This window comes from Mycobacterium lehmannii (genome assembly GCF_002245535.1).
In the GTDB taxonomy this organism is placed as follows: Bacteria; Actinomycetota; Actinomycetes; order Mycobacteriales; family Mycobacteriaceae; genus Mycobacterium; species Mycobacterium lehmannii.
Genome location: NZ_NKCN01000031.1, coordinates 1 through 18,725, shown reverse-complemented (window position 1 = coordinate 18,725; position 18,725 = coordinate 1). Strand labels below are relative to the sequence as shown.

The window sequence follows — 18,725 nt, the reverse complement described above, 5'->3', positions numbered from 1 at the left end:
CACATTAGCAGGATGCGTGTCGGCAGGCGGGATGACGAAGGACAGCTGTCGCCGACGCATCTGAGCGTGGGCGTCAAGGAATACGCCGAGGCCGGCCACGCTCCCATTTCGGTGGTCGCGGGCGGTGCGCTGCTGGCGCTTGCTGTGGTCTTGACCGCGCTCAACTTGAGGCCTGCCGTGACCAGCGTGGCGCCGCTGCTCGGTGAGATGCGCACCGAACTCGGGGTCTCGGCGACGTGGGCCGGTCTGCTCACCACACTTCCAGCACTGTGCTTCGCGGTCGCGGGACTCACCGCGCCCCGACTCGCCGCCCGGATCGGGCTCGGTCGCACCATCTCCGCCGCACTGGTCGCGCTCACCGTCGGGCTGCTCGCCCGCACCGTTGGCGGGCCGCACACCGTGATCGCGGCGACGCTGATCGCGTGCGCGGGGATCGCATTGGCCAACGTGTTGATCCCGGTGGTGATCAAGGGATCGTTCCCTGCGCGGGTCGGACTGATGACCGGGATCTACACCGCGGCACTGCAGGGCGGCGGTGCGCTGGGATCGGCGGTGACCCCCGGGCTCGAGGACCCGCTGGGAGGGTGGCGCGCCGCGCTGGCGGCGTGGGCGGCGGTTTCCTTCGTCGCGCTCGTGGCGTGGCTTCCCACGTCGCGCCGACACGCAGGCACCTGGGCAGCGAGCACCACCCCGACCGGTGGACGACGCTCACTGCTGCGAAACCGGTTGGCGTGGACGGTCACGCTGTTCTTCGGTTGTCAGTCGTTGATGGCCTACATCGTGATGGGTTGGCTGCCAGAGGTATTCATCGACAGCGGGGTCGACAAGACCCATGCCGGCCTGCTTGTCGGCCTCACATCGCTGGTCGGTGTGCCCATCGCGTTGGTGATCGCGCCGTTGGCCGCGCGCAGCCATGGACAGAGCGCATGGATCGTCGGTTTGGGCGCCGTGGGCCTGGTGGGCACGGTCGGTCTGATGCTCGCACCCGCCGCACAACCGATGCTGTGGAGCGTGCTGATCGGAGTCGGTATGGGCGTGTTCGCCCTGGCGCTCGCGGTGATCGCGCTGCGGGCCCGAAACGCCGAGGACACCGCGCAATTGTCCGGTATGGCACAGGGATTCGGCTATCTCATCGCGGGTGTTGGCCCGTTCCTCTTCGGGCTGCTGCACGACGTCACACACGGGTGGACGGTGCCGTGGATGATGTTCCTCGGCGTCTACGTGATGCAGATCGTGCTCGGTGCGCTGGCCGGCCGCCCGCGCTACGTCTGATAGCCACGCACCAAGGCCGCGTCGAAGAACGCCAGTTCCAGCCGCATCGCGCGCCGGTAGGCCACCCGCGCGGCGGACACGTCGTCGGCGTGCTGATCGAGCAGTCGCTCCAACAGCGAGGCGACCTCGTCGAAGCCCGGATCGGCGTAGGTCTGCACCCATTGCGCATAGGGTCCGGCGGTGTCGGCGTCGAGCGTGACCCCGACATGCGCGTACAGACGCATGCACGGTGTCATCGCCGCGCACACCACGCCGACGTCGGCGGTGGCGGCGGTGGCCAGCAGAAACTCGGTGTAGGCCAGCGTCGCCGGGGCGGGTTCGACACCTGCCATGTCGATCCCCCATGATGCGGCGTAGGACGCGTGCAACCCGAGCTCTTCACGCACGCCTGCGAGCAGATCGGCGAACGTCAGCAGGGTGGCGGTATCAGAGCTCCTGGCCAGCGCGAGACCATATGCGCGCGCGAAGGATTCGAGAAAGAAGGCGTCCTGCGCGATGTAGCCGGCGAACAGGTCGCGGTCCAGCGAACCATCTCCGATACCCCGCACGAACGGGTTGGCCAGCACCTCGGCCACCACATCGGCGTTCTCCGTCCACAACTGCGCTGCCAGTGACATGGCACCTCCCACACGATCTACAGAACGCCAGGGACTCTAGTCGGGCGCGCGGGCGCGAGGGCCTTGCCGTCGGGTAGTCCGCGGTGCGGATGGGTACTCCGCAACCCATGACAGACAGGGAATCTCGAGACGACAAACCCGACGGCGGCTCCGCCGTCGTCATCTTCGCCCCGCTGCCCGTGCTCACCGTGACGGTCGAGAACCGCTCCGGGGACGCCGACATCCACGTCCACGCCGGCGGCCAGGGTGTCTGGCAGTCACGCATGATGTCCTCGCTCGGTGTGCCGGTCGTGTTGTGCTCGGCCCTCGGCGGGGAGACAGGCGACGTCCTCGGCCACCTGCTGCCCGCGCAGAACGTCACCGTGCAGACCGTGCCGGTCAGCGCGCGCAACGGCGCGTATGTGCACGATCGCCGCTCGGGTGACCGTGACGTGATCGCGGAGGCTGCTGGCAGCCCGCTCGACCGCCACGAACTGGACTCTCTGTACGAGCTCACCCTCACCGAGGGTCTGACCCACGGCCGGGTCCTGCTGTCCGGCCCGCAGGAAGACGACGTACTGCCCGCCGACCTGTACCGCCGCCTGTCCACCGACCTCGGCGCCAACGGCTGCAAGGTGGCGGCGGACCTGTCCGGCGCGCGGCTCGAGGCGGTGCTCGCCGGCGGCCCGGACCTCATCAAGGTCAGCCATGAAGAGCTGCTCGACGACGGCCGGGCGAAATCGGAGGACGCCAAGGATCTGGTCGCCGCCATGCGGTCGATGCGCAAGGAGGGCGCGAACATCATCGTCGTGTCGCGCGCCGGTGACGCTCCGGCGCTGGCCATGCTCGGTGAGGACGACGACAGTGCCGTCGTCGAGATCACGATGCCGACATTGGAACCGGCCGACTCGAAGGGTGCCGGGGACTCGATGACTGCGGGCATCGTCGCCGCGTTGGCGAGCGGACGTCCGCTGCGACAGGCAATGCAGATCGGGGCGGCCTGTGGGGCGCTCAACGTCGTGCGGCACGGGCTGGGCACCGGAGGTGCGCGCGCCGTGGAGACGCTTGCCGAGCGGGTGGAGTTGCGCCCATGGAAGTAGCGGCCTTGCGAACGGAGGGGGTAGGCGCATGCCGCGGGCATTGGTGACCAACGACGACGGGATCGACTCGCCCGGCCTGCACGCGCTGGCGAGTGCGGCGATCGAGGCGGGGCTGGAGGTGATCGTCGCCGCCCCGGCCGAGCAGGCCAGCGGCGCGAGCGCCGCGCTGAGCGCAGTCCGCCGCGACGGCCGCACGGTCGTCGAGGCCCGGGAGATACCCGCCCTCGACGGTGTCGAGGCGTGGGCGGTGCAGGCTCAGCCCGGCCACATCGTCGCCGCCGCGCTCAACGGTTGGTTCGATCCTCGACCGGACCTCGTCCTTTCCGGAATCAACCACGGCGCCAACGTCGGCCGCGCCATCCTGCACTCCGGCACGATCGGCGCGGCGCTCACCGCGAAGATCAGCGACACCCGCGCCCTGGCGGTATCGCTGGACGTCGCGCTGCATCCCACCGGCGAGCGGTACTGGGAGACCGCCGCAGGTCTGGTGGCGCCGGTGTTGAAACTGTTGCTCGACGCACCCGATGGCACCGTGCTGTCCCTCAATGTTCCCGACCGGCCCGCGGACGATCTCGGTCCGCTGCGCCACGCGCGGCTGGCTCGGGGCGGGGCCGTACAGACGCGGGTTGAGGAGGTCCGTGACGGCGGCGTGCGCCTGAGCGAGGTGGAGGTGTCGGACGAACCGGAGCACGACACCGACAGCGCCCTGCTGGACGCCGGGCATCCGACGCTGACGGAGTTGCGATCGGTCGAAGCGCACGACGGTGATCTCGTGCGCAAGTGGTTGGCAGACGGTCGCTAGGCCGGCGGCGTCAGGCCCGGTCCGACCATCGGAACACTGCGAGGCAACCGATCAGCCCGGCGACGCTCCACGCCGCCAACACCAGGAAGATGCGCCAGTGTTCCCAGCTGCCTGCGGGTTCCAGCGCGACCATCTCGGCGGGCAGCAGCACCGACCGGAATCCTTGGGCCATCCACTTGACCGGAAAAAGGGATCCGATCACCAACATCCATGTCGGCAGGATCATCAGCGGCACGTAGGTGCCCGAGACGAACTGCAGCGCCACCGATGGGCCGTTAGTGATGACCGCAGCGGACACGGCGTTGCTCGCCAGGTTGCTGATGAAGATGCCCAGCAGCGAACAACTGACGATGCCAAGGACCGACACCCACCCGAGGGTGAACCAGCCGTACGCGTCACTCGGCAGCCGCAGGCCGAAGACCAGCACACCCACCGCCAACAGCAGGACGGCCTCGGCGAGGCTGACCACGGCGACCAGCACGATCTTGCCGATGAAGTACGACGACGCCGTTGTCGGTGTGCCCCGAAGTCGACGCAACGCGCCGGTGTCACGGTCGACGGCGATGCTGGTGCCGAGGTTGACGAACGACGTCGCCAGGATGCCGTAGGCGAGCATGCTCGCCGCGATCACCGCACCGGTGCTGGTCTGGCTGCCGGGCAGCTCCGCGGAGAAGATCGAACCCAGCAGCAGGCAGATCACCGCGGGCATGGAGAACGTCAACACCACCTGTTCGGGCCGGCGGTAGAACATCTTCAGTTCGGGAACGACCCGCGACAGCCCGATCCGCAGCGGCGACGGGAGCGCAGCTCGTGCGGTGGCGCGGTGTCGCGGCGGCGCTGGGGCGGTGACGTGTTCGATATCGGTCATGGCTGGCCGATCAGGTGAAGGTACGCGTCTTCGAGTGTCGGTCGACTGATCGTCAGCTGCGCCAGTTCGGCGCCGTCCCTGCTGTGGCGACGGACGAAATCGGTCGGGAAATCCGTTGTCTGGACCCGGATCTGGCCGTCCTCCAGCCATCGCACCGTGGCTGCCGAGCTCACGTGCTCGGTCAATCGGGCCGGCGAGTCGACGGCCACCACCCTTCCGCCTGCGATCACCGCGACGCGGTCGGCCAGAGCGGCAGCCTCTTCGAGGTAGTGGGTGGTCAGCAGGATGGTGGTTCCGTCGGCGGCCAGCAATTGGATCAGCCGCCAGAACTGCCGCCGCGCTTCTGGGTCGAAACCGGTTGTGGGTTCGTCCAAGAACAGCAGTTCGGGCCTGCCGATGATGCCGAGCGCGACGTCGAGGCGACGGCGTTGACCGCCCGACAGCGTGCGCACCCGGGAGTCCGCGACGGTACCCAGACCGACGAGCTCGAGCACGTCCTCGGGTTCCCGAGCGGTGCCGTAACAACTTGCGAACATCTGCACGCTCTCGCGAACCGAGAGCATCCCGGCGTCGCTGACGTCCTGCAGCACGATGCCGATCCTGGCCCGCCAGTTCCGTCCCGCCGTCCCCGGGTCCTCGCCTAGTACTCGCACTCGTCCAGTGTCGCGAGTTCTGTTGCCCTCCAGGATTTCTATCGTCGTAGACTTCCCTGCGCCGTTGGGACCGAGGATGGCGAAGACCTCGCCTGCGGCGACGTCGAGGTCGAGGTCCCGGACGGCCTGGATCGGTCGGTAGGCCTTCGAGAGTCCTCGCACGTGCACCGCCGTCGAAGCCGCCCCACTCACGGCGCTGCGTCACCTTCGAGTTCTGCAAGGAGTTCGCGCAGATCGGTTTCTGACATCTCGCCGATCAGCTGATCGACATCGCCCGCTCCGGCCGGGGGTGCGGCCTCCGCAGCGGGCGTCTCACCGTGGATGGTGTGCAGTTCGTCGAGCACGCGAGCGGCCAACGAATCGACGCTGACGCCCTTCAGAATCTCCAGCACCGGCAGGTCGATTGAGAACGTGGTGTTGATCCTGACCCTGAAGTCCATCGCCATCATCGAGTCCAAACCGATGTCGTCGAGCATGTCGTCGTTCGCGAAATCGGTGACCGCACAGTCGAACACCGAAGCGACGAGTCGCTCGACCTGATCGGTGATCACGTTGATACGCTCGGGCTCCGGTGTCTTCGCCAGCACGTCGAGCAACGACCCGTCCGCCCCGGCCTCCGTCGGCGAGGCGGTAGCGGCATCGAGGTCGGCGAACATCCTCGGCAGGTGCCCGCCGAGAAGTTGCCGGGCACGGTTCCAGTCCGCGCTGATCGCGATGACGTTCGGAGTGCTCTGATTGATCAGACGGTCGAGGATCAACGCCCCTGTCGCCGGGGTGATCAACTCGATTCCCCGCATAGCGTAGACGTTTTCGAGGTTGAGATCCTCCACCATTCCCACCGACCAGGGTCCCCAGCCCACGGTGAGGGCCGGCAGCCCCTGGGCCTGTCGCTGATGTGCGAACGCATCGAGGAACGCGTTGGCGGCGGCGTAGTTGCCCTGCCCGGGTGAGGCGATGACCGAGCCGGCGGATCCGAACATCACGAAGAAGTCGAGCTCCTGGCCGGCGAACGCGGTGTGCAGCGCCCGGGTGCCGGTGACCTTCGGGCCCAGCACCTTGAGGAAATCGTCTTCGCTGACGTTGACGAGTAGCTGGTCGTGGACTGCACCCGCGGCGTGGATGACGCCGCGAACCGGTCTGTCTCCGTTGCGGTCGTGGTCGGCCAGCCAGGCGGCCACCGCGTCGGCGTCGGTGATGTCGACACTGGCCGCGCTGACTTGCGCTCCGAGGCGCTCGACGGCCCGAACGGTGTCGACGGCGGTGAACTGGGGGTCGTCGGGAGTGATGCTCGGCCACCGGTCGCGCGGTGGCAGCCCGCTTCTGCTCAGCAGCGCGATGTGTCGTGCGCCGTGCTCGGCCAGATAGGTGGCGACGGTGCGGCCGAGCGCGCCGGTGCCGCCGGTGACGACGTAGGTCGCGGTGGGCGAAAGCTTGGTGGGAAACGGTGTTGTGAGGTTCGTGCTGTGTCGCAACCGCGGGACCAGCGTCGCCTCGCCGCGGAAGGCCACCTGATCCTCGGATGTGGGATCGAGGATGTGCCGACAGACACGCGCGGCGGTGTCGGCGGCGCCGTCGGTGTCGTCGATGTCGATGAGACCGCCCCATCGTTCGACGAACTCCTGATGACCGACGACCCTGCCGAGCCCCCAGACGGTGGACTGGTCGACGGCCAGCGGTTCGGTGCCCAGTGCCGGTTGAGCGTTCGCGGTGACGACGTACACGCGTGGCCTCACACTGTCGTGTGCGGCCAGCGCCTTGGCGATGCGTAGCAGCGTGAGGACGCCGAGGTGGTTGGCGCTGTTCCCGTCGGACGCCTGCGGATCGGCGTCGAGATCCATTGACCAGCAGTCGATGACGCCGGTGAGTTCGCTGTCTTCGGCGAGGTGTTGGTCGAACAGCTGGGCCACGTGTTCAGGGCGCCGTTCGTCGATCGTGTATCCGCCGTCGACCGTGGTGACGGTGTCGACGCGGCGGTGTGCGACGGTGTGCACGCGCTGGCCGCCGTGCCGCAGTCGATCGGCGAGCGCCGAGCCGAACCCGGTTTCGTCGACGAAGACCAGCCATGAGGTAGGGACGGGCTCCGTGCCGTCCTCAACGCTCGGGTCGGCCGCGGGAACCCACTGGAGTTCGTAGAGCCCCTTGTCGATTCGTTCCGGCGACATGCGCGTCGAGGCGCTCAGCGATCGCACCGTGAAGCCCTCGAAGACGGCGAGCCGCTCACCGCGATGGTCGCAGATCGTGATGTCGCTTTCGATCTCCTCGGCGGTCGCCGACCTGACGGCCAGTCGTACGGTCATGTCCCCCTTGGGGGTGCCGTACACGGCGCTGCGCCGGATTCGGGTTGGCAGGTATGGGCCTTCGGTGGCGTTCCCGCCGGAAAGCGGTGCGCCGAAGAGTGTTTGAAATGCCCCGTCGATCAGCGCCGGGTGGAACCGGTAGTCGTCGAGCTCGGCGGCGATCGGCGCCGGGATCTCCATTTCGGCGACCACCCAGCCGTCGCCTGCGGTGAGGCCGGTGACGGCTCGGAACGCCGCCCCGTAATCAAATCCGATGGCTTCGGTGAGGGCGTAGAACTCGTCGCCGCTGAGAGCGTTGACCGGCGCCGCCTCGGCCATCGGAGGCGGGGCGCCCGCCGATTTCGGCAGCCTCGTGAGTTCGGCCGTGGCGGTGATCGTCCACTTGAGTTCACCGTCGGGGGTGGCGGTGTGAGCGGCGAACTCCAGGGCGCCGGTGTCCTGGTTGAGGGTGGTCCGCAGGAGGGGGTCGCAGGTGTCGTCGAGGATGAGCGCGCGGTGCAGCACCAAATCCTCGACAGCGAGGTCCACGCCGTAGGTCTCCTTCGCCGCTGCCAGCGACAGCTCGACGTAGACCGCACCGGGTACGACGATGCTGCCCTGGACCCGGTGGTCGTCGAGGAACGGGACGAGCGCGGTGCTCAATTCGATTTCCCACGTGGGATGCACGGCACTGACCGGCTGGCCCAGCAACGGGTGCACCGGGTGATAGTGCAGCGATTCGGTGGCCTCCTGGGTCTCGTTCCAGTAGCGCCGGGTCTGCCACGGGTAGCCGGGCAGCTTGAGCAAGCGCGCGTCACCGCGCGGATACATCGCCTCCCAGTCGATGTCGTGGCCGTGGTCGTGAAGCGCGCCGAGGCCGGTCATGAACGTGCGCACGTCGTCGTCGTTGCGTCGCTGGGTGGCCTGAACGAGGGTCTTCTGCGCGCCGGCGATCTCGAAGATCGACGACGCCAGCACCGGATGCGGCCCCAGTTCGACGAAGTGCGTGTAGCCGTCGTCGAGCATCCGGCGGATGGCCGGCTCGAAAAGAACTGTGGCGCGGGTGTTCTGCCACCAGTAGGCGGCACCGGAGCGGTACTCCTTCAACAGGCCGCCGGTGACCGTCGAGTAGAGCGGGAGCGTCGCCGGCTGTGACGACAGATCGTGCAGGGCGTTCTGCAGATCCTTCTTGATCGCATCCATGTAATGGGTGTGATAGGGCACCTTGCCGGTCAGGTAGCGGGTGAAGACTCCGGCGTCGTCCAACCGGCGGGCGATGTCGTCGAGGACATCGCCGTCCCCGGCGATGGTGACCGCGGAGGGGCTGTTGACCGCCGCCACCGAAACCCGGCCTCCGAACTCCTGGCGCATCTCGTCGTCGAGCGCGGCCATCAACGAGTCGGTGTCCAGGCCGACGGCCAGCATGCGGCCCTGTCCGCTCGTCCGCTGTTGGAGCCTGCTGCGGTGGTAGATGACCTCGATCGCCTGTTCGAAGGTGAGGAGCCCGGCGAGATGGTGGGCGGCGACTTCGCCTGCGCTGTGGCCGATCACGGCATCGGGGCGAATGCCGAACTGGTCGAGTTGTGCGGCCAGGGCGATCTGGATCGCGAAATTGGCCGGCTGGGCGAACTCGGTCTCACTCATCCGGGAATCCGCTTCGCCGCGCCGGAGTTCCTCGATCAGCGACCAGTCGGCGTGGCGCGCCAGCTCGCGATCGCTTCGCGCGATGCTCTCGGTGAAGGCGGGCAGGACGTCGAGGAGCCCGCGGCACATCTTCCACCACTGCGGGCCCATGCCGCTGCAGACGAACGCCAGCTTCGGCGTGGTTGACGACGTGCGCGCCGAGGCGAGCTGGCCCCCGTCGGCGAGGGCACGTAGTTGCTCACGTGCATCGGAGATGTCGGCGCTGACCAGGGTGTGGCGGTGGCTGAGGTGTGAGCGTCGTTGAGTCAGCGTGAATCTCAGGTCGGACAGGTCGATGTTCGGAGCGGCGTCCAGGTGGTCGGCCAACTGGCGCGCGGTGGCCACCAGGGCCTCCTCGCTGCGCGCCGAGATCGGAAGCAGCGTGACGGGAAGGTGCTCGGCCGTGCTCGATGCGGGCGTCTCGACCGCAGTCGGTGGTTCGGCGAGCACCGCGTGGGCGTTGGTGCCGCCGAAACCGAACGAGTTGACCCCGGCGATCCGTCGGCCGGCGGGAAAGGGGCGGCCCGCGCGCGGCACATCGAGCTTGAGCTCGGTGAGAGAGACTTGGCTGGTGGGGTTTTGGAGATGCAGGTGCGCGGGGATGAAGCCGTGCTTGAGCACCAACGCCGTCTTGATCAGTCCGGCGACGCCCGCGCCCGCTTCGAGGTGACCGATGTTGGTCTTGACCGATCCGATGGGAAGGGGGTCTGTGCGCTCTGATGTGAGCGTCGCGGCCAGCGCGCGCATCTCGACCGGGTCGCCGACGGGTGTTCCGGTGCCGTGCGCTTCGACGTAGCCGACATCGGTCGCCCGGACACCGGCCCGGCGCAGCGCCGAGGTGATCGCCGCCGCCTGAGCCTGCGCGCGGGGCACGGTGATGCCGTCGGTACGGCCGTCCTGAGACACCGCGGTCCCGAGGATCTGAGCGTAGATCTCGTCGCCGTCGCGCAACGCCTGCTCGAGGGGCTTGATGACGACGACGGTACCGCCCTCGCCGCGCGCATAGCCATCAGCCGACTCGTCGAAGGCCTTGCAGCGCCCGTCGGGGCTGAGGAATCCGCTCTTGGACTCCGCGATCGCGGTGTTGGGTCCGATCATGATGTTGACGCCGCCGGCCAGCGCGAGCTCGCTCTCACCGTTCCAGATGCTCTGTGCCGCAAGGTGCACCGCGACGAGTGAGCTCGAACACGCCGTGTCGATCGTCATGCTCGGGCCGCGGAAGTCGAAGGCGAACGAGATCCGGTTCGCCAGCATCGTCATCATCATCCCGGCGGCGGAATGCGTCTTGAACTGGTAGCGGCTGCCGCGGCCCTGGTTCTGCAACAACTGGTAGTCCAACGTGAAGCCGCCGATGAACACCCCAACATCGGTTCCGGCCAGGTGGTCGGGCCGGATTCCCCCGTCCTCCAGCGCCTCCCAGGTGGTCTGCAGCATCAGGCGTTGCTGCGGGTCGATCGAATGCGCCTCCCGCGGCGAGATGCCGAAGAACTGCGGATCGAACTGGTCGATGTCGTCGAGGAATCCGCCACGACGGGTGACCATCTTGCCGACTTTCTTCGGGTTGGCGTCGTGGAATCGATCGGCGTTCCAGCGTGATTCGGGGACCTCGCGGGTGGCGTCGACGCCGTCGGTCAATAGCCGCCAGTAGTCCTGGGCGGAGTTGACGCCGCCCGGTAGGCGGCATCCGATCCCGACGATCGCCAATGGTGCGGGCCGGTCCAAGATATCGTGCGTCTTCATACCTGCAACTCACGGATAGCGGTGTGGATCCAGTCGGAGCTGACCGGATTGTCCTGTTGTTCAAGGCGATACACGGAACGAAGCTCTCTCAACAAGGGGTCGCGCTGCCACGCCTGCACCTGGGCGACGGCGGCGTCGTCGTCGAACAGCGCCGACTTGTCGGCGAGCACAGTCTCGGCCAGCTGACCCACCAGCTGACGCAACAACCGGCCGTTGGCCTCGAAAACGTCGGCGAAGTTGGTCGCCGGTTCCATCATCGCCACGTGCAGCGTCTCCATGAAGTTCAGCGGCACGTACAGATCGACGAACCGTACCGGCGATTCGCGGCCCTCCACGGCGGCCCACTCGCGGAAGAACCGCTGCACCCGGTTGCTCAGTGCGATCAGGCCTTCCAGGTGCGGGACGACGGCGGGATCGTCGGCGACGCTGACGAAGCGGCCGTTGCGGTAGAGCAATCCGATGAAGCCCCAGTAGAACGCGATGTCCCAGACGATCTTCGCCGCCATCACCGTCGGTGTGCCCATGAGCGGGTACTGCTTCTCGTACACAGCCAGCCACATGTCGGCCAGCGACCGGAACAGGGAGTCGCTGATCCCCGCGCGGGCCACCACGTCTTCACCGTCGAGTTCGCGCGTGATCATGTCGGTGATGAGGCCGTTGCCGATCGCCACCAGGTCCAGCCCGGAGGAGTACAGCGGGTCAAGGAAGACGCCCGCGTCGCCTGTCAGGCACCAGCGCGCGGCACCGTCGAAGACCTTCGTGGCGGCGTGGCTGTAGTGCTTCATGACGCGGAAGTCCATGATCAGGTCGTCGTGTCGGGCGATCTCGTCGGCGCACTGCGGTTCGTGTCGGCGGATCCACGCCTTGGCCTTGTCCAGCGTGTTGAACTCGTCGAACGCGTGGAACTCGGGGTCGGCGACGATGCCGACGCTCGTGGCACCGGAGGCCAGCCGGATGAGCCAGACCCAATAGCCCTCGCCCATCAGGTGATTGGTGGACAGCGCGCGGTCACCTTCGACCAGTCGCGCGTGCCAGTCCGCGTCATCGGTCCATTGTCCGATGTCGAGTTCGGCCTTGACGCGGAACCATGCGGCGTTGCAGTGGTGTTCGGTGGCCCGCTTCAGGTTCAGCTGGCGCGACAGCGCCCGGTTGCGGCCGGACGCGTCGACCAACCAGCGTGCCGTCGTGCGGGTGGTCTCGTCGTCGCCCTGGTATGTCACGGTGTGCGCGTCGACGCCGAAGTCCACGGTTCTGACGCGGCCGCGAGCGATGCGTATCCCGGCGGCTTGGCATCGGCTGGCGAGTTCGTTCTCGAGCCTGCCCCGGTCGATCTGATAGGTCACCTGCGGCACGAACGCGGAGCTACCGACTTCGACGCGGCTTGCGATGTCGGTGTTGCCGTCGTGTGAGAAGAACATTCGCAAGCCCATCTTGCGGATCTGCGCGGTGCTCAAGTGGTCGGCCAGGCCGAGGCGTTCGCGGAGGTAGTGCGCGGACACCTCGACCGTCGATTCGCCCACCGTGTGGGTGATCTCGGCGACCGGACGCGCGTTCGGCTCGATGATCACGATCCGGGTGCGGGGCCGTGCGGAGCGAAGCTCCAACGCCAGCGTCAGGGCCGCCGCTCCCCCTCCGATGATGGCCACATCGTGGTCTGTTGACGCGGACCCGTTGGAGGACAGCTGGTTCCGGATCTTGCGGGCGAGGGCGGCACGAGCCTCGGGGTCGAGTTCAGACAGCTTCGATCGCACGTGCGTTACCTTCCCTCTGTCGCCGGAACGGCGGACGTCGCATCGGCGAGGTCTGCTTCCGGCAGCGTGGTGTCCACCGGAGGCCGGTGTCGGCCGTAGACGAATTCGAAGATCGGGGCGGCCATCAACGTCGTGACGATGGCGACCAGCACCAGGATGGTGAACAGCGTCGGGGTGATGATGCCGGCCTCCAGACCGATGTTGAGAAGGATGAGCTCGATCAACCCGCGTGCGTTCATCAACGAACCGAGCGCGATTGATTCGCGCAACGGCACCTTGCTCAGCCTGGCCGCGGCGGCGCACGCGACGCCCTTCCCCGCGATCGCCACGATGAGCACGCCGAGCGTCAGCGCCCAGAGTCCCGGCGTGTTCACCAAGCCGATCTCGGTGTTGAGACCGGAGTAGACGAAGAAGAGCGGCAGCAGCAGCCTCGTGGTGAGTGGCTCGATGGTCTCGGTGAGGCGTCGGGCGAACAGTCCCGACGGCATGGCGACACCGATGATGAAGGCGCCGAAGATCGCGTGGATTCCGATGGTGTCGGTGAGCCAGGCACCGCTCATCAGGACGATCAGGACGGTGCTCAGCACCCATCCTGGAATCGTCCGCTGCTCTTCGGATTTCGCGCCGAGCACCCGCGCCGCCCGTCGCCCGAGCGTCAGCACCACCGCGGTGTAGAGCAGTCCGCCCACGATGGCCGTGATGGCCGTCGCCGGGGTTCCGCGGTGCACGGCGACGACGACCGCCAGGATGCACCAGGAGATCGCGTCGGCGGTGGCGCCGCACGCGAGCGCCAGAGTGCCGAGAGATGTTCCGGTGAGCCGCTTTTCGAAGATGATCCGGGCGAGCATGGGGAACGCGGTGATCGCGATGGCCGCGCCCATGAACATCATCGCCATGGCGGGACTGACGTCTTCACCGAAGAATCCACCCGAGGACAGCAGCGGCACCGCGATGACCGCGCCCAACACCAGCGGAGCCAGGGTCCCTGCCGTGGAGACTGCGACGGCGGTGCGGGCGCGCTGTTTGACGTGCTCGACGTCGAAGTTCAGCCCCACGACGAACATGTAGAGCACGAGGCCGATCTGCGCGGCGGTGTAGAGCACGACGTTGGACGTGCCTGTCGGAAACAGGTCTTCCTGCACACCGGGCGCGATTCTGCCCAGCAGGGAGGGACCCAGGACGACACCGGCGATCATCTCGCCGACGACCGGTGGCTGGCCCACGCGTTGCGCCAACAGGCCGGCGAGGCGGCACGCCGCGAGGATGACCGCCAGCGCGAGAAAGAAGTGAACTGCCGTTGCCGCGGGCATGTCAGGTCCTACGTTCTGCAGTGCAGACCGTAGAGGTCCTGTGGGGTTCGGAGCGCAGCGCTGCGCGGGCGGGCTCCACCAGTCCGTCTATGACTCACCTCATCGTTTCCGACTGCCCGTCTCGCCGGAGACGATGCATCTTCGATGCGGTGGGGTATTGACAGATTGAGCGGTCGCTAATCGTAAGAATTCTCTCGGATTGATGACGCGGGCTGCTCGGCCGCCGACCTGCGGTGTCAGGCGCCCGACTCGGCGCCGTTCGCCTCGCCCTCGGCCCGCTCATCAATTTGCTCGTTGATGTAGCGAACTAGCACCGTGAGCATCGCGACCGTCGGCACGGCAAGGAAGGCGCCGACGATCCCGTACAGCGCGCCGCCCGCGGTCACCGCGAGCAGTACCACCGCCGCGTGCAGCTTCATCACCCGGCTCTGCAGCAACGGCTGCAGCACATTCCCCTCGATCTGCTGTACGGCGATGATGACGGCGAGCACCAGCAGCGCATTGACGAACCCGTTGGCCACCAACGCGATCAGCACCGCGAGCGCACCGGCGACGAAGGCTCCGATGAACGGGACGAACGCACCGATGAAGGTCAGCACGGCCAGTGCTGGGGCAAGCGGGACACCGAGTACCACCAGGCCGGCGCCGATGAAGACCGCGTCGATCAGAGCCACTCCGGTCTGCGCACGGATGAAGCCGCCGAGGTTGTCCCACATTCGGCTGAGCACCGTTTCCAGATGCCGGCCTGCGCGCCGCCCGGTCAGTCCGACAAGCCAGGGCAGGAACTTGCGTCCGTCCTTGAGGACGAAGAACGACAGCACGACGGTCAGCACCAGTGTCACCAGGACGCTGCCGACCGTGCTGACCCCGCTGACGACGCCGGTCGCGATCGCCGAGGACCTTTGCCGCATCGCGGTGACCAGTGAGTCGGCGAAGCGGTCCAACTGCTCTTGCCGGAGGTTGAGCGGGGGTCCGGCGGTCCAGTCCTGCAGCCGAGTGATGCCCTCGGTCGCCTGGTCGATCAGCGCAGGCATCTGACTCAGCAGCGGCGGGATGATCAGCGCGATGAGACCCGACGCGATGGCCAGGAACAGCAGCAGCGTCGTCAACGCCGCGACGGCAGGCGGCAGACCGGCGCGGTCCATCAGCACGCGCGCCGGCGGCCACAGCACCGTGCACAGGATGACGGCGAGCAGGACCGGCAGGAAGATCACCCACAGCTGGGCCACGAGCCAACCGAGCACCACCGCGCCCGCAGCGATCGCCACGATGACCAACGACCACTTCGCCATCCAGAACGCGCCGCTGCCGATCAGGGCTTCACGATCCCGCTCGGGTGCTGCGCCGGGGCTGTGTTCGCTCACGAGCATCCCCTTCTCAGCGTCCACCCCAGTCGACAGGACCGAGGTCGTCTACCCCGGCCCGTTGTATCGAAAACCGCACCGCTTCCGCGCCGGGTCTCGCTGATCTGGCAGGTTGAGGAACTATCACCCGGGGTTATCGAGTTCCACTCCATCGGCACCCGCGCTGCGCGACGCGGTGGACCCGGCTGGTGCGAGGATGCGCCGGAGGAAGGCGATCTGATCGTTGACGACCCGCTCATGCCAACCCTCACCCGGATATACGTCGAAATGGTCGCAGGGGTAGTGATGAACCGTCGCGCGCATCCGTGTCGCAGCCGCGGTGGCCGCTGCGGGCGGGGCGGTACGGTCCTGATCACCGATCTGCACGAGGGCCGGGCAGGTGACGCGATCGGCGCTCGCGATGGGTCGATGAGCACCCATGACCAACACCAATCGGGCGGCGAACTCGTTGCGCCAGGTGGGTCCCGCGATGCGACGCATGCCTTCGAGGGCCCCGTCGGCGCTCAGACCGGCCACCTCCCCCGGAGCACCCACCACCGGGATGAGCACCGGTGAGCGACCAAGCACCTTCGCCGCCACATCCCTTATGCCCTGGGCCATTACGCGCAGGACGTAGCGCGGCCCGAGTGTGCGCAGCATGTGGGTCACCACGGGTAGCCCGTCGGTGGCCGGCGTGAGCGAGATGACTCCCGCGAGGTGCGGGTCGTCGGCCGCAACCTTGATGACGTGCCCACCCGACAGCGAGACACCCCAGGCCACGATCCGCGCCGCGTCCACATTCTCGAGCCGCCGGGCGTAATCGATTACCGCGTGATAGTCGGCGACCTGTCCAGACAGCGAGATCAATTGCCTTGGCTGTCCCGAGGATTCGGCGAAATGCCGGTAGTCGAACGTGACGACTTCGGCGCCGGCACCGGCCAGCGCTTCGGCGAACGCGAACAGCCCGCAATCCTGGGTGGCGCCGAGACCGTGCGCCATGACGACACAGGGCCGCCCCGCCGGACCGGTCAGCGCGTCCGTCGTCGCGGCGAAGCGCCGCGCCGCGATGATGTCGCCGCCGACTGGAATCTGAATCCGCGTGCTTGTCATCGTGGCGTCCCTCCGAACAGCGCCGTGTGCCAGACGTGAATAACCGCCGCCAGAAGCGGGCCTGCGGCCTCCGGCCCGTCATCAGAGCGCACGTGGCGGTCGAGGACGCGTTCGTTCATCGAGATCAGCGCGTGCGCAAGCGGTCCGGGATCTCCGACGTCGATGGTGGGCTGGCTGGTGATGAACTCGCAGACGAACTCCTCGTACCGCTGTAGCCACTGGTCCCAGATCGCCCGTGCTTCGGGGTCGGAGTCGCGGGCGTCGAGCATCGCCCGGAACAGGGTCCGGTGGGCGTGCCAGGACTCAAACGTCCGTGTCATCGCGTCGGCCACCGACGCGCGCGGGTCGCCGCCGCCGGCCAGGAAACCGCCGATGGTGAAGACGTCGTCCTGGAAGATGTCCGTGAGCAGTTCGGTGACGACTTCGTGCTTACCGGCGAAGTAGAAGTAGAACGCAGGCCGCTTCAGTCCCGCTGCCCGCGCCACCTCGGCGACGCTGATCTCGGCGAGCGACTGGGTCTGCAGTTGCTCCTCGAAGGCCTCGAGTAGCCGAAGTCGGCTTTCGTCCCCGCGCGGTTGCGGCCGGCGCGCGTTTCGTCGGGACGTCTGCGTCGACTCAGGCGGCACCGGCTGCCTCGCGTGCCCGGCCGGCCAGCTGGACCGGACCGAACTTCTCGACGCGGCGCCTACCTGCCGGCAGCTCACGCTTGCGCATGTCGCGTTCGTAATCCCAGTAGTCCACCTGCTGGGTGTGTCGGGGTTTGTCGGCGAAGTGGCCGACGTACTTGCGTTCGTCGGCGGCGATGACGCGCCACATCTCGGATTCGGACGGCGGCCGGTACGTGCCTGCGAGATAAGCGGCGGCCAACCGGGCCTGGCATTCCACGAAGGGGAACAGCGTGGGCACCGCCTGCGCGAAGCCGAGGAAGAGCAGGTCGTCGATTCCCGGTTTGAGGATCCGCTTGTACAGCGGGAGCCGGTTGTCGGGAGCCTCGATGAAACTGCGGTCGAAAAACGGGAACGTGATGTTGTATCCCGTCGCGTAGATGATCACGTCGGCTTCCACGGTCGAACCGTCGACGAACACCACCGAATTCCCGTCCAGGCGTTCGATATTCGGTTTCGCGGTCGCGTCGCCGGATCCCAACCGCATGAGCAGTTCGGCGGATTGGGTCGGGTGCGCCTCGAGGAACCGGTGGTTGGGTTTGGGCAGGCCGTAGTTCTCGGGATCGCCGAACATGAACCGCGCGAACGGCTGCATCGCTCGCCGCTGCCATGACAGCGGGATCACCGGCAGCGAGCGCGCGACCTTGTCGGCGGTCTTCCCGAAGATGTACTTGGGCACGATCCACGCACCCGAGCGGGTGGAGAGATAAACCGTGTTGCGCCACGACTTTTGGGAGAGCTCGGAGACCAGGTCGGCTGCCGAGTTGCCGATGCCGACGACGACGATGCGCTTGCCGCGCAGATCGAGCGGTTCGGCGGGGTCGATGTAGTGGTGGGCGTGGATGCTCTCGCCGGTGAACTCGCCGGGAAAGTCGGGTGTGCGCGGATCCCAGTGATGCCCGTTGGCGACCACCAGCGCGTCATACCGTCGCGTGTGCCCGTCTGCGGTGTCGAGCTCCCAACCGCCGCGTGGCAAACGCCGCGCGTGCTTGACCTCGTTCTGGAACTGAATGCGGTCCAACAGGCCGAAGGTTTCGGCGTAGTCGTCCAGGTACTCCTTGATCTGGGAGTGATGCGGGAAGTCGGGGAGGTCGTCGCGCATCGGGAAGTCGCGGAACGACAGGCATTCACGCGAGGTGTCGATGTGCAGCGATCGGTACGCGCTGGAGTGGCCGTTCGGATTGCGGAACGCCCAGTTCCCGCCGATCCGGTCGGATGACTCGAAGCAGTCGTACTCGATACCGGCGTCTGCGAGGTTTTTTCCCGTGGTCAAACCGCTGATGCCTGCGCCGATGATCGCTGTCGTGGGTGATGAAGCCATGTTGCCTACCGTCGTCGTGAACTCCGTCACCGGCAACAGTACCAATTTTCTGACAGCTGTCAAAGAATCTGTGGGCCTCGCCCGCGCCGACCGTGCGGTCGTCCCTGCCTAGACGGTATGGGTGACCGTCGGCGTTGAGTCGGGGGTTGCGGGCCGGGGCCCCACTCACCCATGTTCGTGGGTTACCGAGTAGGAAGTCGCCTGCCCGGTCTATCCGACAGTGGTGGGAGGCCCC

Annotated in this window: 13 protein-coding genes; 3 read left to right on the top strand and 10 right to left on the bottom strand. The window is 67.3% G+C overall.

The genetic code is table 11. From position 1 onward, the window contains the following. Window positions 1-12: 12 nt before the first annotated feature. Entirely contained in the window at window positions 13-1,272 is a 1,260-nt protein-coding gene (locus CEX87_RS24050; protein ID WP_094289411.1) for a CynX/NimT family MFS transporter, read from the top strand. Here CEX87_RS24050 and CEX87_RS24045 read toward each other — a convergent pair. Then, on the bottom strand, window positions 1,263-1,889 hold the full coding sequence (locus tag CEX87_RS24045; protein ID WP_094289409.1) for a TenA family protein: 627 nt from the start codon (window positions 1,887-1,889) through the stop codon (window positions 1,263-1,265). The genes CEX87_RS24050 and CEX87_RS24045 overlap by 10 nt on opposite strands. 107 nt (window positions 1,890-1,996) lie before the next feature. Between CEX87_RS24045 and CEX87_RS24040 the strand changes: the two genes are divergently transcribed. After that, a complete protein-coding gene (locus CEX87_RS24040; RefSeq protein WP_094289408.1) occupies window positions 1,997-2,968 on the top strand; it encodes a 1-phosphofructokinase family hexose kinase in 972 nt (323 codons plus the stop codon). A 28-nt stretch (window positions 2,969-2,996) separates the two neighbouring features. Further along, a complete protein-coding gene (surE, locus tag CEX87_RS24035) occupies window positions 2,997-3,770 on the top strand; it encodes a 5'/3'-nucleotidase SurE (RefSeq protein ID WP_064427781.1) in 774 nt (257 codons plus the stop codon). Between the two features lie 10 nt (window positions 3,771-3,780). Here surE and CEX87_RS24030 read toward each other — a convergent pair whose 3' ends face one another. From CEX87_RS24030 to CEX87_RS23990, 9 genes are all read right to left on the bottom strand, one after another. Continuing rightward, on the bottom strand, window positions 3,781-4,638 hold the full coding sequence (locus CEX87_RS24030) for an ABC transporter permease (RefSeq protein ID WP_064424850.1): 858 nt from the start codon (window positions 4,636-4,638) through the stop codon (window positions 3,781-3,783). After that, the gene (locus CEX87_RS24025) at window positions 4,635-5,483 is read right to left on the bottom strand and encodes an ABC transporter ATP-binding protein (protein ID WP_094289406.1); all 849 of its coding nucleotides are present in this window, start codon (window positions 5,481-5,483) and stop codon (window positions 4,635-4,637) included. Before CEX87_RS24025 ends, CEX87_RS24030 begins: the two co-directional genes overlap by 4 nt. Further along, entirely contained in the window at window positions 5,480-10,990 is a 5,511-nt protein-coding gene (locus tag CEX87_RS24020; RefSeq protein ID WP_094289404.1) for a type I polyketide synthase, read from the bottom strand. The genes CEX87_RS24025 and CEX87_RS24020 overlap by 4 nt, the downstream gene beginning before the upstream one ends. Continuing rightward, window positions 10,987-12,741: an NAD(P)/FAD-dependent oxidoreductase gene (locus CEX87_RS24015; RefSeq protein WP_094289402.1), complete on the bottom strand. Its 1,755-nt coding sequence runs from the start codon at window positions 12,739-12,741 to the stop codon at window positions 10,987-10,989. Before CEX87_RS24015 ends, CEX87_RS24020 begins: the two co-directional genes overlap by 4 nt. A gap of 5 nt (window positions 12,742-12,746) precedes the next feature. Beyond that, window positions 12,747-14,051, bottom strand: a complete 1,305-nt coding sequence (locus CEX87_RS24010; RefSeq protein WP_068194961.1) for a cation:proton antiporter — start codon at window positions 14,049-14,051, stop codon at window positions 12,747-12,749. 236 nt (window positions 14,052-14,287) lie between these two features. After that, entirely contained in the window at window positions 14,288-15,343 is a 1,056-nt protein-coding gene (locus tag CEX87_RS24005) for an AI-2E family transporter (protein ID WP_233151503.1), read from the bottom strand. A gap of 195 nt (window positions 15,344-15,538) precedes the next feature. Further along, a complete protein-coding gene (locus tag CEX87_RS24000; RefSeq protein WP_082699046.1) occupies window positions 15,539-16,504 on the bottom strand; it encodes an alpha/beta hydrolase in 966 nt (321 codons plus the stop codon). Then, complete coding sequence (locus tag CEX87_RS23995; RefSeq protein ID WP_094289398.1) at window positions 16,501-17,130, bottom strand: TetR/AcrR family transcriptional regulator; 630 nt, start codon at window positions 17,128-17,130, stop codon at window positions 16,501-16,503. Before CEX87_RS23995 ends, CEX87_RS24000 begins: the two co-directional genes overlap by 4 nt. Further along, entirely contained in the window at window positions 17,120-18,490 is a 1,371-nt protein-coding gene (locus CEX87_RS23990) for a flavin-containing monooxygenase (RefSeq protein ID WP_094289433.1), read from the bottom strand. Before CEX87_RS23990 ends, CEX87_RS23995 begins: the two co-directional genes overlap by 11 nt. Window positions 18,491-18,725: the final 235 nt, after the last annotated feature.

What these genes read in the sequence shown, in the direction of transcription:
- CEX87_RS24000 (WP_082699046.1), bottom strand. Translation starts at nt 16,504, where the DNA reads ATGACAAGCACGCGGATTCAGATTCCAGTCGGCGGCGACATCATCGCG.
- CEX87_RS24005 (WP_233151503.1), bottom strand. Translation starts at nt 15,343, where the DNA reads ATGGCGAAGTGGTCGTTGGTCATCGTGGCGATCGCTGCGGGCGCGGTG.
- surE (WP_064427781.1), top strand. Translation starts at nt 2,997, where the DNA reads ATGCCGCGGGCATTGGTGACCAACGACGACGGGATCGACTCGCCCGGC.
- CEX87_RS24030 (WP_064424850.1), bottom strand. Translation starts at nt 4,638, where the DNA reads ATGACCGATATCGAACACGTCACCGCCCCAGCGCCGCCGCGACACCGC.
- CEX87_RS24045 (WP_094289409.1), bottom strand. Translation starts at nt 1,889, where the DNA reads ATGTCACTGGCAGCGCAGTTGTGGACGGAGAACGCCGATGTGGTGGCC.
- CEX87_RS24050 (WP_094289411.1), top strand. Translation starts at nt 13, where the DNA reads ATGCGTGTCGGCAGGCGGGATGACGAAGGACAGCTGTCGCCGACGCAT.
- CEX87_RS24020 (WP_094289404.1), bottom strand. Translation starts at nt 10,990, where the DNA reads ATGAAGACGCACGATATCTTGGACCGGCCCGCACCATTGGCGATCGTC.
- CEX87_RS24010 (WP_068194961.1), bottom strand. Translation starts at nt 14,051, where the DNA reads ATGCCCGCGGCAACGGCAGTTCACTTCTTTCTCGCGCTGGCGGTCATC.
- CEX87_RS23990 (WP_094289433.1), bottom strand. Translation starts at nt 18,490, where the DNA reads ATGGCTTCATCACCCACGACAGCGATCATCGGCGCAGGCATCAGCGGT.
- CEX87_RS24040 (WP_094289408.1), top strand. Translation starts at nt 1,997, where the DNA reads ATGACAGACAGGGAATCTCGAGACGACAAACCCGACGGCGGCTCCGCC.